This is a genomic window from Scytonema hankhaensis NUACC26 (assembly GCF_045865695.1).
GTDB lineage: Bacteria > Cyanobacteriota > Cyanobacteriia > Cyanobacteriales > Nostocaceae > Scytonema.
In genome coordinates this window covers 1-14,429 of sequence record NZ_BAACAP010000155.1, presented here as the reverse complement: position 1 = coordinate 14,429, position 14,429 = coordinate 1, and the positions used below count along the sequence as shown (strand labels likewise).

At 43.7% G+C, this 14,429-nt stretch carries 12 protein-coding genes; 5 read left to right on the top strand and 7 right to left on the bottom strand.

Going from position 1 to position 14,429, the window contains the following annotated elements; genetic code table 11:
- Positions 1–249: 249 nt before the first annotated feature.
- Positions 250–468: a hypothetical protein gene (locus ACKTT2_RS11670; RefSeq protein WP_407886877.1), complete on the bottom strand. Its 219-nt coding sequence runs from the start codon at positions 466–468 to the stop codon at positions 250–252.
- Between the two features lie 484 nt (positions 469–952).
- Here ACKTT2_RS11670 and ACKTT2_RS11665 point away from each other — a divergent pair, with 484 nt between their 5' ends.
- The 4 genes from ACKTT2_RS11665 (at position 953) to ACKTT2_RS11650 (ending at position 7,692) form a co-directional block, all read left to right on the top strand.
- A complete protein-coding gene (locus tag ACKTT2_RS11665) occupies positions 953–1,345 on the top strand; it encodes an STAS domain-containing protein (protein ID WP_407886875.1) in 393 nt (130 codons plus the stop codon).
- 248 nt (positions 1,346–1,593) lie between these two features.
- The gene (locus tag ACKTT2_RS11660; protein ID WP_407886873.1) at positions 1,594–4,236 is read left to right on the top strand and encodes a TIGR03960 family B12-binding radical SAM protein; all 2,643 of its coding nucleotides are present in this window, start codon (positions 1,594–1,596) and stop codon (positions 4,234–4,236) included.
- 640 nt (positions 4,237–4,876) lie between these two features.
- On the top strand, positions 4,877–6,961 hold the full coding sequence (gene rne, locus ACKTT2_RS11655) for a ribonuclease E (protein WP_407886871.1): 2,085 nt from the start codon (positions 4,877–4,879) through the stop codon (positions 6,959–6,961).
- A 65-nt stretch (positions 6,962–7,026) separates the two neighbouring features.
- The gene (locus tag ACKTT2_RS11650) at positions 7,027–7,692 is read left to right on the top strand and encodes a ribonuclease HII (RefSeq protein ID WP_407886926.1); all 666 of its coding nucleotides are present in this window, start codon (positions 7,027–7,029) and stop codon (positions 7,690–7,692) included.
- Between the two features lie 31 nt (positions 7,693–7,723).
- Here the strand turns inward: ACKTT2_RS11650 and ACKTT2_RS11645 are convergent, their stop codons facing one another.
- A complete protein-coding gene (locus ACKTT2_RS11645) occupies positions 7,724–8,308 on the bottom strand; it encodes a DUF1997 domain-containing protein (RefSeq protein ID WP_407886869.1) in 585 nt (194 codons plus the stop codon).
- Positions 8,309–8,645: 337 nt separating this feature from the next.
- Here ACKTT2_RS11645 and pheA point away from each other — a divergent pair, with 337 nt between their 5' ends.
- Entirely contained in the window at positions 8,646–9,530 is an 885-nt protein-coding gene (gene pheA / locus ACKTT2_RS11640; RefSeq protein WP_407886867.1) for a prephenate dehydratase, read from the top strand.
- Positions 9,531–9,633: 103 nt separating this feature from the next.
- Here the strand turns inward: pheA and ACKTT2_RS11635 are convergent, their stop codons facing one another.
- The 5 genes from ACKTT2_RS11635 to fusA all read right to left on the bottom strand — a co-directional run.
- Positions 9,634–10,275: an LON peptidase substrate-binding domain-containing protein gene (locus tag ACKTT2_RS11635; RefSeq protein WP_407886865.1), complete on the bottom strand. Its 642-nt coding sequence runs from the start codon at positions 10,273–10,275 to the stop codon at positions 9,634–9,636.
- A gap of 288 nt (positions 10,276–10,563) precedes the next feature.
- Positions 10,564–10,881: a 30S ribosomal protein S10 gene (rpsJ, locus tag ACKTT2_RS11630; protein ID WP_008232935.1), complete on the bottom strand. Its 318-nt coding sequence runs from the start codon at positions 10,879–10,881 to the stop codon at positions 10,564–10,566.
- A gap of 195 nt (positions 10,882–11,076) precedes the next feature.
- The gene (gene tuf, locus ACKTT2_RS11625; RefSeq protein WP_407886860.1) at positions 11,077–12,306 is read right to left on the bottom strand and encodes an elongation factor Tu; all 1,230 of its coding nucleotides are present in this window, start codon (positions 12,304–12,306) and stop codon (positions 11,077–11,079) included.
- Entirely contained in the window at positions 12,287–12,475 is a 189-nt protein-coding gene (locus ACKTT2_RS11620; protein WP_407886858.1) for a hypothetical protein, read from the bottom strand. Before ACKTT2_RS11620 ends, tuf begins: the two co-directional genes overlap by 20 nt.
- Before the next feature lie 11 nt (positions 12,476–12,486).
- On the bottom strand, positions 12,487–14,429 hold a 1,943-nt coding region (gene fusA / locus ACKTT2_RS11615), incomplete at its 5' end, for an elongation factor G (protein ID WP_407886856.1).

Below are 14,429 nucleotides of genomic sequence, written 5' to 3'. Positions count from 1 at the left end.
TTAATGGAATCAGTGGCGGGGCATACCTACCCTACAGTACTCAAAATTGTTGAGAAATGGTTTAGGATTACTGTATTTAACCAAACTGCTATTAATCTATTTCTTTTCTTTGATAAAGGTAATAAGAATTTTGATAAAAATAATTAAGAATAGAAAACAAGTAGATGAAAGCAAGTATTAAAGTTAGTTAAGAAGAAATATAAAACTTAAAGCATAAATAGTCACAAAATTTCTTTTATAAACCCTTGGTCATCGGTTACTGGACACTGATGAAAAAATGCTTGGAACTAACTGAATGCGTCCGGCATCCATCTCTGCCATAAGTAATTCTAATGCTTCATAGTCTATGTCAGAAATGTATCCCGTCTGTGTTAACTCCCAGTTAATATCATTTTCTATTTCTGGAGTTAGTTTCTTGATGTCAAGAGCTTTTTCGACTAAGAAACGAATAGAATATCTAGTTTTCATAGAAAAATAAGAGAAACGTTATAGACAACTATTATCTGCAAGAAGAATTTGCATAAAGAGCGATCGCAATCCATAATATTTGTGAGCTAGATTGCAGCTTTTTGAGAGTGGGTAAGAGCGAGAATGCAAAGAACGCAGTGAAAAATATATACAAAACTTATATTTTTTCTCATTTTGAGTCTTGAAATTGATTTAGATTCATAGCTTACACGAAACTTTCTTAGCAAAGCAAGTCAAACATCTTTTTTCTTTACTAAATTAGTATAGTTATATTTAGGGCTTTTGATTTTGTCTCAAAAAATGTATATAGCAATACAGTTTTTTTTGAAAATTGAGACAATCTTTAAACATAATGGCTGTGGTAATAAAGATTCAGCAAAGATTCAGCAAAGAGGCGTAGGACGAATGGTCGATGTGGGGAAAAAAAGATTATGGTCAAATACATCTATCTTTAAAATTTCATGAATGAAATTAGGATGTCACAATGTTGTTAGTAGATTATCCAAAAATTGTAGTTATTCGCCCACAAGGTAGTTTAAGCGGCTCGAAAGCTCTAGAGATAGACAAAGACCTGAGAACTGCTTTAGCAAAGGATAATACTTCTGCCTTGCTCCTAGATTTACAATATGTAGAATCTTTAGACTGTACTGGTTTGATGGCATTGGTGTCTGCACTGAAACTAGCTCAAACCATGAGAAAGCGGTTCAGCCTTTGCTGTGCGTCACCCTCATTGAGAATGATTTTTGAAATGACACAACTCGATACAGTTTTTGAAATCTTCGATTGCGAGGCTGAATTTAAAGCGGCTTGCGAACTTGTAAAAGAACCAGAACCAGAACCAGAACCAGAACTAGCACTAGCACTGGCATATGCCTAATTAATTAAAGAAGGCAGAAATAACAAGACAGATTGCATCTAGCAGAGCTATTAGAGATCTCCGGAAAAGATGTAGGGGGCGCGGCGATCGCCGCACCCCTACCAGCAATTTCGGGTAATGCATAACTGATTTTTGGAGATGTTTATTAGACATCATAAATAAAACGAGCAACTCTGCACCAAAAACCGCAATCAATGCTAAGGTTGGAGGAGAGTATCTGTATTATAAGGTAGCTCGAAGATAGCACAGTGGCTGTTGCATTTGAAAAGTTAATCTCACCGGATATATTAAAGCCAGCACGTTACCTAGGTAACGAGCTCTTAGCCGTTCATAAGCCTTGGGACTCCGCAGTAGTACGCTGGGTACTTACCTACCCAGAAGTCTATGAAGTTGGTGCAGCAAATCTAGGGCATGTTATCCTCTATAACATTCTAAATACCCAGCCGCGCCAATTATGCGATCGCTCGTATTTACCAGGACCGGATTTAGCGGCAAAGTTACGAGCAACAAAGACACCGTTGTTCGCGGTGGAATCCAAGCGAGGGTTGACTGAATTTGACATTCTAGGATTTAGTCTGAGTTACGAGTTAGGGGTCACCAACATTTTGGAGATGTTGGACTTAGCTGGAATTCCCTTAACGTGGCGAGAACGTCAGGAGGGGATTGGGGACTATCCCCTAATCTTTGCTGGCGGACAAACAGCGACATCAAATCCCGAACCCTATGCTGATTTCTTTGATTTTGTCGCCTTGGGGGATGGCGAAGAACTTCTACCAGAAATTGGCTTAATTTTGGAAGAAGGGAAAAAGGCTCGACTTAGCCGTAAAGAATTGTTGCTAGAGTTAGCACAAATACCAGGCGTATACGTTCCTCAGTTTTACGATACGGACCAGGACGGTTCAGTTCATCCCAACCGCCCGGATGTTCCAGCAAGAATATTGCGCCGCGTCGCAACTCCTATGCCAGCTTACTCCATTGGGTTGGTTCCCTATATCCAACCAGTTCACGATCGCCTGACAATAGAAATACGTCGCGGTTGTACTCGTGGCTGTCGTTTCTGCCAACCGGGAATGCTCACCAGACCCGCACGAGATGTAGAACCAGAGCGTGCGATTGAAGCAATTGAGCAAGGAATGCGACAAACAGGTTATAATGAATTTTCCCTGCTATCTCTAAGTTGTTCTGATTATCTGTCTCTACCAGCAGTAGGGATGGAAATTAAGAACCGCCTCAAAAATGAAAATGTAACTCTGTCTTTACCAAGCCAACGAGTAGACAGATTTGATGAAAATATTGCCAAGATCTTGGGTGGTACGAGACAAGGTGGATTGACTTTTGCACCGGAAGCTGGTACACAAAGGATGCGCGATATTGTCAACAAAGGATTGACAAATGAAGAACTGTTGCGAGGTGTAAAGACAGGTTGGGAACAAGGTTGGGATAAAATTAAGCTGTATTTTATGATTGGCTTACCCGGAGAAACCGACGCTGATGTTTTGGGAATTGCGGAAACAGTCGGCTGGTTGCAACGAGAGTGCCGCGCAAATCGGAGAAGACCTCTGGCATTAAACATAACAATTTCTAACTTTACGCCTAAACCCCATACTCCTTTTCAGTGGCACTCAGTTTCGACAGCAGAATTTAAACGCAAGCAAGACCTATTACGGCAAGCATTTCGCCGCATGAAAGGAGTGAAGGTGAATTTCACCGATGTTCGGATTTCGGCAATGGAAGACTTCGTAGGACGAGGCGACCGCACACTTTGTCGTGTAGTACGCCGCGCCTGGGAATTAGGTGCTGGAATGGACTCCTGGTACGAAAGCATAGAAAAAGCATATAGAGCTTGGGAAAGTGCGATCGCGGAAGCAGGTTTGGACTGGAAGTACCGCCAAATCGAAAACGGCGAATGGAATTTATTTGCCCAATCCCCAATCGCCAATCCCCAGTCCCCTTCCCTAGATCGACCCCTACCTTGGGACCATCTCGATACAGGTATCGATAAAAAATGGCTCAAGGAAGATTTGCAACGCGCTCTAGAAGCAGCTACAGTACCCGATTGCTCTTTTGAGGGCTGTTCTCATTGCGGGGTTTGCAGCCCTGATTTCGGTCACAATGTGGTCATTTCACCGCCAGAGATTCCTAAATTTGCTGGGGAGTTTGTACCAAATACAACAAAAACCCAAAGATTTCGGGTTTGGTTTGGTAAATTGGGTAACATGGCTTTAGTCAGTCATCTAGATTTACTGCGGTTATTCGATCGCGCTTTACGACGAGCGGGATTACCAATTTCTTTTACGGGTGGATTCCACCCACATCCGCGCATCGCTATTGCTAGTGCTTTATCTTTAGGAGCAACTAGCAGTGGTGAAATTGTGGATTTCGATCTGACAGAACCAATTGAGATGGAAGATTTTCGGCAAAAGCTAGCTGCAGCCCTGCCATTAGATACTCCCATATATAATGTGGAAAAACTGGATTTAAAAACACCAGCAGCAGCAAGAGTGTTGGAAGCAGCAGAGTATTTAATGACTGTTGCTTGTTCCGGAGAATTGGTTCCTGTACAATGGCAAGGTTGGATTGATACAATAAAAGCGAAAGATGAGATTTGGTGGGAACACACAACGAAGTCTGGTAAGACACAGTTGGTAAATCTGCGCGATCGCTTGAGTGAGTTGGAAATGGTAGAGCCATCAAGTTTGACCTCAACCAACGTCCAAAACTGTTTAAAACACCAAGAAGAACCCGCAGTCGTTCTACGTTATGTAGGCAGCTGTCGCCAAGACGGAACAGTGTTGCGTCCGGAGCAAATTCTGTCTATCCTAGAGCAAGTTGCAGGTGCAGAACTTCATCTGCTTCACGTTCACCGCGAACGGCTAATTTTAGCGGTATAATCTTGGAAAGGGCAATTGGCTAGCGATCGCCCTTGAAATGCGTATCTTGGGAATTGATTTTTGACAAGGTTGCGTTAGAATTAGAGTAAGAGAAATTTTCTGGCGCTGCATTGAGGATCTGGTTCGCTACCCTGGTACTGTTCGGGGAGAAAAAGCAAAGATGTTAGAGTGCGATATTTAGGATTTTATGGGCGTGAAAAATCGCTATCTGATTCATGAAACACTCTCCTCAATAGCTAGAATCGCGATCCAGTAATCAACAGCAAGCACCATTGGCTTCTCTAACTCTATAATTTTAAAAACTACTTTGAGTGCTCTATCCTTAAGTGGAGAGAGACCTTTATCAAAAATTAACCAGGAACGGGTGCTTAATTTGCTTAAATAGTATGCAGCCGTTCTGGAATAATCGACAAAAGCCAAGTGCTTTGGGAAGGCATACCGTCAGACGGCAATGTCCTCTAGAATGTGATGCCATCGAGTTTCCCCACTTGAAGCAACTGGCAATGGTTGGAAGCGGAAGTTTGAGCGTAGAGTTGCAATTTTTATTACAAGCTGCACCAAATCAGGCTTGCAGGGGCTTTTCAAGAACAATAAACCCCAAAGTCTGGTTGGGCCGCCGAGAATTGAGGAACATAATTGAATGCCGAAACAAATCATAATAGCAGAACAGCATCAGATTGCTGCTGTATTTTCAGAAGACCAAATACAAGAACTAGTTGTAGCTACGGGTCATCACCAAATAGGTGATATTTACTTGGGTGTAGTAGAAAATGTATTACCTGGGATAGATGCCGCTTTTGTCAATATAGGAGATCCAGAACGGAACGGTTTTATTCACGTAACTGATTTGGGACCTCTAAGGCTCAAGCGCACAGCAGCAGCAATCACAGAATTGTTAGTGCCACAGCAAAAAGTGTTGGTTCAAGTGATGAAAGAACCAACAGGAACCAAGGGACCGAGACTGACAGGAAACATTACTTTACCGGGACGTTACGTAGTCCTGATGCCCTATGGTAGGGGTGTAAATTTGTCGCGTCGAATTAAAAGCGAAACTGAACGTAACCGCTTGCGTGCTTTAGCAATTTTAATTAAGCCCGCAGGTATGGGTCTGCTAGTTCGAACCGAAGCAGAAGGTAAGCCGGAAGAGACAATTATAGAAGATTTAGAATTGCTGCAAAAGCAATGGGAAGCTATCCAGCAAGAAGCACAATCAACTCGTGCGCCAGCATTGCTAAATAGAGATGATGACTTTATCCAAAGAGTACTGCGCGATATGTACGGCGCGGATGTCAACCGAATTGTGGTTGATTCCAGTACGGGTTTAAAGCGAGTCAAGCAGTATTTGCAAAACTGGAGTGGCGGACAAACACCACAAGGGTTGTTAATCGACCATCATCGCGATCGCACTGCTATATTAGAGTACTTCCGAATTAATGCTGCTATTAAAGAAGCCCTCAAACCTAGAGTAGATCTACCTTCTGGCGGATATATTATTATTGAACCAACAGAAGCATTAACGGTGATAGATGTCAACTCCGGTTCGTTCACGCGCTCGGCAACAGCCAGAGAAACCGTATTATGGACTAACTGCGAAGCAGCAACAGAAATTGCTCGTCAGTTACGCTTGCGTAATGTTGCTGGTGTCATAGTCGTCGATTTTATTGATATGGAATCGCGACGAGACCAACTACAAGTTTTGGAACACTTCAACAAAGCGCTCAAAGCAGACAAAGCCCGTCCCCAAATTGCTCAATTAACTGAATTGGGCTTGGTAGAACTGACTCGCAAGCGCCAAGGTCAAAATATTTACGAATTATTTGGCAAAACCTGTCCAACTTGTGGTGGTTTGGGACACGTAGTTCATCTCCCCGGTGAAACTGAAAGCCGCTTGCCAACATCACCAGCAGAATTACCAGATCGCTTTGCTCCTCTGTCTAATAGAGAACAACCCCGATTGGCACAAACAACCAGAATACCGGAACCACGGGAAAGCAACTACGAGGGATATGGAGAACCATCATCCTATGAAACTGGTGGCGAATTATCTTCTCTAAATTTAGACCATCATCCCAGCTACCGAGAAATAGGCGAAGATAGAACAAAGCGTCGTATCCGCCGTACCCGTCAGCAAGGGATGAATGGAGGAAATGGCAAAGAAGAAAGCCGAATCATCGGTAGCCCATCACTCTCTTTCGATCGAGACTTTGAGCTTGACGAAGAACAAGAACTTGGAAGTGTATCAGAAATTCCCTTACCCATTCCTAAAAGCGCATGGGGTGACAGACCTGAACGTACCAAAATTACTAGAATAGAACCTGTCAAACCAGTGGTAGAACCACCGGAGATTGTCACAGTAGAAATGTCGTCTCCAGAACAGGAAGTTTTTGCTTATACAGGTATCTCGCCACTACTGAAATTGAATCGCGAGGTCAAAAACTCCAAGGCAACGATCGTCAACGTTACCCTTCCCGGTCAAAATTCAACAGCACCAACTGAATCAACTGCTACACAGGAATCAACCCCGTCAGCAGTCAGCCAACCACCAACAATAACACAAACTGTTGTTGAGCCAGTCATTCTTCGCAAACCGGAACCAGAAATCAACACAGTAGTTGACGATGAACCACCTGCGGTTTTTGAAGAAGCAGTAGATAACACTGAAGCGAGTAGTAGCATAGGCGGGCGTCGCCGTCGTCGTCGTTCCTCTTCTATAGATTCCGAGTGATTGGAACATGGGGACTAGCGATTGGGAACTGGGTACTGGGAAAGAAAGCGACCAACCAACTTATGATGGGAACTGAGTTAAATACTGCTTCTTTCAAATTGCCGATGCCTTCACAAGAAATGAGGTGGTTGGAGTTTTCTACGCTGTTAAATATTCAAAAACCGATTGCAGGCGTAGATGAAGTGGGACGGGGTGCTTTATTTGGTCCAGTGGTGGCAGCAGCCGTCGTCTTACCTGATTTCGCTTTGCCCGATCTTGTGGCAGCCAACATTAAAGACAGTAAAAAGCTGTCTGCTAATCAAAGAAGATCGCTAGCCCAACAAATCTGTGAGTTGGCAGTAGATTGGAAAATTGGATTCGCATCCACCGCCGAAATTGACCGGATGAATATTTTACAGGCAACACTGTTGGCAATGAAGCGGGCTGTGTTGAAATTGAAAACACAGCCCGCTTTATGCTTGATTGATGGCAATCAGTTAGTGAAGGACTTACCACTGCCACAACAAACAATAGTTAAAGGTGATGAGCGTTCTTTGGCTATAGCCTCTGCTAGTATTATTGCCAAAGTTTGGCGCGACTCCTTGGTGTCGCGTCTCGCTTCTAAATATCCCATGTACGATTTAGAACGCAATAAGGGGTATGGCAGCCAAAAGCATTTAATGGCGTTGCGCGAGTATGGACCTTCGCTTTTACATCGCAAATCCTTCCGCCCATGCCAAAATAATTCGTAATTCGTAATTCGTAATTCGTAATTATGAAGAATTATTCCGGAACGAGGGGTAAGTCTGTGCTTTCTGTTGTTAGTGGTGTTTGCTGTGTTTGTGACAAAGCCCATTGGCGATAATCGGCTAGGAGTTGATATTGCAATCTTTGCTTGATTGTTAGCAAAACACTTTTGAGTAATCCATTGCCCGTTGCTTCTAGGATAGCTTTGGGCGTAAAGGAAAATGGAGGTGGTAAATCTACTTGAACTTCTAAATCGGCTCTTCCTTTGAGGTAAGTGCCATTACTTAACTGTTCTGGGGATAAATATCCTTTTAAGTTTAAAGAAAAACGTTGGTTGATATATTCAATACCTAGAATTTCACAACCTACCGATCGCACGCGAATTGTTCCATTCGATTCTGCCGTGACTTTTAAGTCCACAGTGGGCTGAATGCTTAATGACATAAAACTCAGAGGACGCAATTTCAGACGAAAGACTTCAAGAGACAGCTGCTGAATGCGGTTGGGGTCAAACAATGCCCTAACTAATCGTTGGGGCTGTCGCAAATAGTGCTGAATCGGAATAGGCTGCTCCGGAATTGCGATCGCAACCGATTGAGATGCAGTAAACCGAGTAGGCATGAGAGTATTAAAATACCTATTAATTAATTGTAATAGTTTTTAACAAACTTGTGATGTTTTGCAAAAAACCTGAGAAGACACACTTAATTGTAGGACGTTCGGTCATTAGAAAACAAGTTGAAGAAGGTAGATCTAGCTAGAAAATGGGGACTGGCGATTAGCAATTGGGGACTAGGAAAGAGACATTTTCATCGCGACTGCCTTCTGCCCTCTGGCTTCCTTAACAAAATTTGTGGCAAGTTTGAAAGAAATGAGATATAAAGACCTGTATAAAGAAAAGGTTCTGATGTATCATTAAGAACTTATCAATTTATCTCATTGCGCTCCAAAAAACTTCATGACCCTATCCATCGCACATTTAGGTCCCCCTGGCACTTATGCGGAACAAGCAGCACTTCTTTATTTCAACTGGTTGACTAAAACAAAAGACCAGAGAGCTACCTTATGCCCGTATCCTAGCATTGCTCAAACATTACAAGCTGTTGCAAGAGGAGAGGTAAAACTGGCTGTTGTACCAGTGGAAAATTCTATTGAAGGTAGCGTGACTATGACGTTAGATGCAATATGGCAATTAGACGGTTTGCAAGTTCAGTTAGCTTTAGTTATGCCAATCGTCCACACGCTAGTTTCTTGTGCTCAAAGTATAGAAGATATCAAAACCGTTTATTCTCATCCACAAGCCTTAGCACAATGTCAGGGATGGTTGGATAGAGTGATACCAAAAGTACAATTAATTCCAACAAATTCAACAACAGAAGCATTATTACAACTCGAACAAGATCCAACAGCAGCAAGCATTTCTTCTCAACGTGCGGCAGAACTATATAACTTGCCTGTTCTAGTAAGTGGTATTAATGATTACCCCGAAAACCACACTCGATTTTGGATCGTTGGCAAAAATTACATCCCATTTGCTCGCCCCTCTCATTTAGAACGTGCGAGCCACACCTCGCTGGCTTTTAGCACTTCCGCAAATGTACCGGGCGCTCTTGCAAAACCACTACAAGTATTTGCCAGTATAGGCATCAATTTAAGCAAAATTGAATCTCGTCCCACAAAGCGATCGTTAGGGGAATATTTATTTTTTATTGATTTAGAAGCAGATTTATCTGAAGCTCATATAGAGTCTGCTTTGACAGAGATAACACCTTATACAGAGGTTCTAAAAATTTTTGGTAGCTACAATGTTTTGCCGATTCAAGAGTTAGGGAATGGGGATTAGCAATTGGCGATTGGCGATTGGGGAATAGGAGAGATCGGGAAAATAACTAATCCAAAATTCACGCATCCAAAATTCCCAAGCCCCAAGCCCTAATCCCCAATCCCTAATTAAAAGTATCTTTAAGAACAGTCCGAGCGGCTAAATGATTCCGAGTGGAAGTCAAGATTTCTGATTCTCTTTCCAAACGCTCTGCTGTATCTTGAAGTTCTAGCAATGCTTGCTGCTCGGCTGCAACACCGTAAAGGTTGCTTGCAATCCAGTAAGATAGTTCAATTGGTAGATCTGGCAAATCGTCGGGTAACTCTATGTTTTGGTCTGTCAGTTTCGCTGAAAGCCTAACGACATCTCGCAACAGTTGTTCTACGTCATTTGCCAAAGGTCTTAAGTCTTTCACCGGAGGTTTGTCTTCAATCCACTCAACCAAACCAACTCTGTATGGCTTTTCTCTAACATACTTAAGCAGACGAAATCTCTGTTGCCCTAGTGTCAGCATCTTCATTCGGTCATCAGGCATACGTTGATAGCGGATAATTTCGGCACAACAACCAACATCCGCGATCGTACCTCTGACTGGATCGACCATCAAAACACCGAACCTGCGATCGCTTTCCAGAATCGTGTTCATCATGATTCTGTAGCGAAATTCAAAGATATGCAGGGGTAAGGGTCTAGTAGGGAATAAAACCACCTCTGGTAACGGGAATAGAGGTAGTTCGCAAACAGCAATTCTAGAAGTTGATGTCATGTTTCCTATGTATAAATTTGTTAGTAATATTTACTATTCTTTACTTTTCCCCTACTTTCTCATATTCTATCATTTCCACCTGAAAGCAAATAAAAAGCCCTGAAAAAATCTCTCTCAGGGCTTTGTTACTTTTTATACATTATTATTGGTTAGTAGGGACGCGGCGGCGTTGCGCCCATACAGTGGTTAGAAATATAAGTAGGGTGGGCAATGCCCACCACATGACTCTGTTAGTGGGCATTGCCCACCCTACCTACTAACAACTAACAACTAACAGCTAATTAATAACTATAATTTCACTTCAATATCCACACCAGAGGGAAGATCCAGTTTCATCAAAGCATCAATAGTCTTAGAGGAAGGCTGATAAATGTCAATGATTCGGCGATGGGTACGAGTTTCAAAATGTTCTCGTGAATCTTTATCTACGTGAGGAGAACGCAAGACGCAATAGATGCGGCGTTTTGTAGGGAGAGGAATAGGTCCGATAGCTGTCGCATTGGTGCGGTTAGCTGTGTCTACAATCTTCTCGCAAGATGTGTCCAGTAAGCGACGGTCAAAAGCTTGTAAACGAATTCTAATCTTTTGCTGCTGTAGTGTTGCCATTTTTAGTTTTCCAGGTTCTGATTTTGGGGGATTGGGGATTGGGGATTGGGAATTGGGTACTGGGGATTGGGGACTGGGAAAGGCTTTTCCCAATCCCTAGTCCCTAGTCGCTAGTCCCTAATCCCTAATGAGCGTGAAAAAAGCAGAGATGTATTATACCATCTCTGCTCCTTTTTTAGTTAAGGTGCAAAGGTACTATTTGAGAATTTTAGAAACAACACCAGCACCGATAGTACGACCACCTTCACGAATAGCGAAGCGCATTCCTTGTTCGATCGCAATAGCGTTGATGAGTTCAACAGTTACTTTAATACGGTCACCGGGCATAACCATTTCTGCTGCACTGCCATCATCACTTGTAAAAGCTCTGATGGTACCGGTTACGTCTGTTGTCCGCACGTAGAACTGAGGACGGTAGCCAGCGAAGAAAGGTGTTTTACGACCACCTTCTTTTTCTGTCAACACGTACACTTCACCTTCAAACTGAGTGTGTGGAGTGATGGAACCGGGCTTAGCAATTACCATTCCTCGTTCGATATCACCTTTTTGGATACCACGCAGTAGAATTCCGGCGTTATCCCCAGCCATACCTTCTTCAAGACTCTTCTTGAACATCTCGATACCGGTGACGGTGGTGCTGCGAGTAGGTTTAATACCGACCAGTTCCACGTTATCGCCGATTTTCACTTTACCCCGCTCGATACGTCCGGTAGCTACTGTACCGCGCCCCGTGATGGAGAACACGTCCTCTACTGCCATTAGGAAGGGCTTGTCCACATCGCGCTCTGGGGTAGGGATGTAGGCATCTACAGCATCCATCAATTTATAGATTTTATCTACCCACTCATCTTCATTCCGTTGTGTTTTGGGGCTAGCAGTCATTTTTTCCAGAGCTTTGAGACCCGAACCAATAGTTATTGGAATGTCATCGCCAGGGAATTGGTAGCTAGAGAGGAGTTCGCGGACTTCTAATTCTACCAGTTCCAAAAGTTCTGCGTCGTCCACCATGTCTTCTTTGTTCAAGAAAACAACCAAGCTGGGTACACCTACCTGTCTTGCTAGGAGGATGTGTTCGCGGGTTTGAGGCATGGGACCGTCAGCTGCGGAAACCACTAGGATGGCACCATCCATCTGAGCGGCACCAGTGATCATGTTCTTCACATAGTCAGCGTGTCCGGGACAGTCTACGTGAGCATAGTGCCGATTTGCGGTTTCATACTCTACGTGAGCGGTGTTGATGGTAATACCCCGTGCCTTTTCTTCTGGAGCAGCATCAATTTCATCGTACTTTCTTGCTTGTGCCTGACCCAGAGCTGATAGGGTCATGGTGATAGCTGCTGTTAAAGTGGTTTTACCATGGTCAACGTGACCAATCGTACCGATATTGACGTGGGGTTTATTCCGTTCAAACTTTGCGCGTGCCATGAATTGTTTTGTCCTTTGTCAATTGTCCTTTGTCCTTTGTCCTTTGTCTTTTGTCAATTGTCTTTTGTCCTTTGTCAATTGTCTTTTGTCCTTTGTCAATTGTCTTTTGTCCTTTGTCTAATAACGAATGACTAATGACCAATAACCAATGACCAATAACTAATGACAAATGACCAATGACTAATGAGCGTTCCCTTTGCTTTTAGCGATGATAGCCTCAGCTACGTTGCGAGGTACTTCTTCATAGTTGCTAAATTCCATTGAGAAGATGCCCCGACCTTGGGTCTTAGACCGGATGTCTGTAGCGTAGCCAAACATCTCTGATAGTGGTACTTTAGCAGTCACTTTCGCAAGCCCTGCTTCAGATCCCATACCCTCAATTTGTCCGCGACGGGAATTGAGGTCGCCCATTACATCCCCAAGGAAATTTTCAGGAACTTCTACCTCAACTTTCATCATAGGCTCTAACAGAATTGGCGAAGCCTTCATAGCTGCTTCTTTCAATGCCATTGAACCAGCAATTTTGAAAGCCATTTCTGAAGAGTCTACTTCGTGGTAAGACCCATCGATCAAAGTTGCCTTAATATCGATGAGTGGGTATCCAGCTAATACGCCGGATTCACAGGTTTCTTTGATACCTGCTTCTACAGGGGATACGTACTCTTTAGGTACGGAACCACCTACAATCTTGGAGACAAATTCAAAACCGCTTCCGGGGTCCCCTGGCTCCAAGTCGATAACAACGTGACCGTACTGACCTTTACCACCGCTTTGCCGGATGAATTTACCTTCTACTCTGTTAACGGGTTTACGAATGGTTTCGCGGTAAGCAACTTGTGGCGCACCAACGTTTGCTTCCACTTTGAATTCGCGTAACATCCGGTCTACCAGAATTTCTAGGTGAAGCTCACCCATCCCTGCAATCACAGTTTGGTTGGTTTCTGGATTCACGCTCACGCGGAAGGTGGGGTCTTCTTCCGAGAGAGATTGCAGAGCCTTGGACAATTTGTCCATGTCATTTTTGGTTTTGGGTTCAACCGCAACCGAGATAACAGGCTCGGGAATGTATAGGGATTCGAGAATAACTGGCGCACTCTCATCACATAGCGTGTCACCTGTCAAGGTATCTTTCAATCCCAATGCAGCACCCAGATCGCCAGATCTGAGTTCGTCAACGTCCAATCTATCATCTGCCTTTAACACCACCAAGCGGGAAATCCTTTCTTTCTTTCCTTTGGTAGCATTGAGGACGTAACTGCCCTTCTTCAGAACGCCAGAATATACGCGAACGAATGTCAGACGACCGTAGGGGTCTGCCATAATCTTGAAAGCTAGCGCTGACAGAGGTTCTTTGTCGTCAGCACGACGTTCAACAGTTGCACCAGAAGATACTGTACCTTGAATTGGTGGTACGTCGATTGGTGCGGGTAGGTACTCTACCACTGCATCCAACAACAGCTGTACGCCTTTGTTTTTGAATGCGGAACCGCAAAGCGTCGGTACGATCGTACCTGCAATTGTTCCTTTCCGCAGCGCTGTGCGAATTTCTTCTTCAGTCAGTTCTTCACCCTCGAAGTACTTGTTCATCAGGTCGTCGTCGGTTTCCGCAACTGCTTCAATCAGCTTGTTGCGGTATTCCTCTACCTGAGCCGCCATGTCTTCGGGAATGCTTGTTTCCTGAATATCTGTTCCTTGGTCGTTGTTGTAGATGTATGCGCTCATCTTCACCAAATCAACGATCCCCTTAAAATCGCTTTCACTGCCTATAGGCAATTGAATAGGAATAGCATTTGTCCGTAAGCGATCGCGCACTTGATCGTAAACTTTATAGAAGCTTGCGCCCGTGCGATCCATCTTGTTAACGAACACGATGCGAGGCACTTTATAGCGATCTGCTTGACGCCATACAGTTTCTGTTTGCGGTTGCACACCACCTACAGAACATAGCACTGTAATAACACCATCTAGCACCCGCATGGAACGCTCTACTTCTATGGTGAAGTCTACGTGTCCGGGAGTATCAATAATGTTAATTTGATGATCTTTCCAACTGGTACTGATAGCAGCAGCAGTAATAGTAATTCCCCGCTCTCTCTCCTGTTCCATCCAGTCGGTTACAGCGG

Excerpts from the sequence above, each read along its gene's own strand:
- rpsJ (WP_008232935.1), bottom strand. The coding sequence starts at position 10,881 with ATGGCAACACTACAGCAGCAAAAGATTAGAATTCGTTTACAAGCTTTT.
- rne (WP_407886871.1), top strand. The coding sequence starts at position 4,877 with ATGCCGAAACAAATCATAATAGCAGAACAGCATCAGATTGCTGCTGTA.
- tuf (WP_407886860.1), bottom strand. The coding sequence starts at position 12,306 with ATGGCACGCGCAAAGTTTGAACGGAATAAACCCCACGTCAATATCGGT.
- ACKTT2_RS11650 (WP_407886926.1), top strand. The coding sequence starts at position 7,027 with ATGGGAACTGAGTTAAATACTGCTTCTTTCAAATTGCCGATGCCTTCA.
- ACKTT2_RS11670 (WP_407886877.1), bottom strand. The coding sequence starts at position 468 with ATGAAAACTAGATATTCTATTCGTTTCTTAGTCGAAAAAGCTCTTGAC.
- ACKTT2_RS11645 (WP_407886869.1), bottom strand. The coding sequence starts at position 8,308 with ATGCCTACTCGGTTTACTGCATCTCAATCGGTTGCGATCGCAATTCCG.
- pheA (WP_407886867.1), top strand. The coding sequence starts at position 8,646 with ATGACCCTATCCATCGCACATTTAGGTCCCCCTGGCACTTATGCGGAA.
- ACKTT2_RS11635 (WP_407886865.1), bottom strand. The coding sequence starts at position 10,275 with ATGACATCAACTTCTAGAATTGCTGTTTGCGAACTACCTCTATTCCCG.
- ACKTT2_RS11665 (WP_407886875.1), top strand. The coding sequence starts at position 953 with ATGTTGTTAGTAGATTATCCAAAAATTGTAGTTATTCGCCCACAAGGT.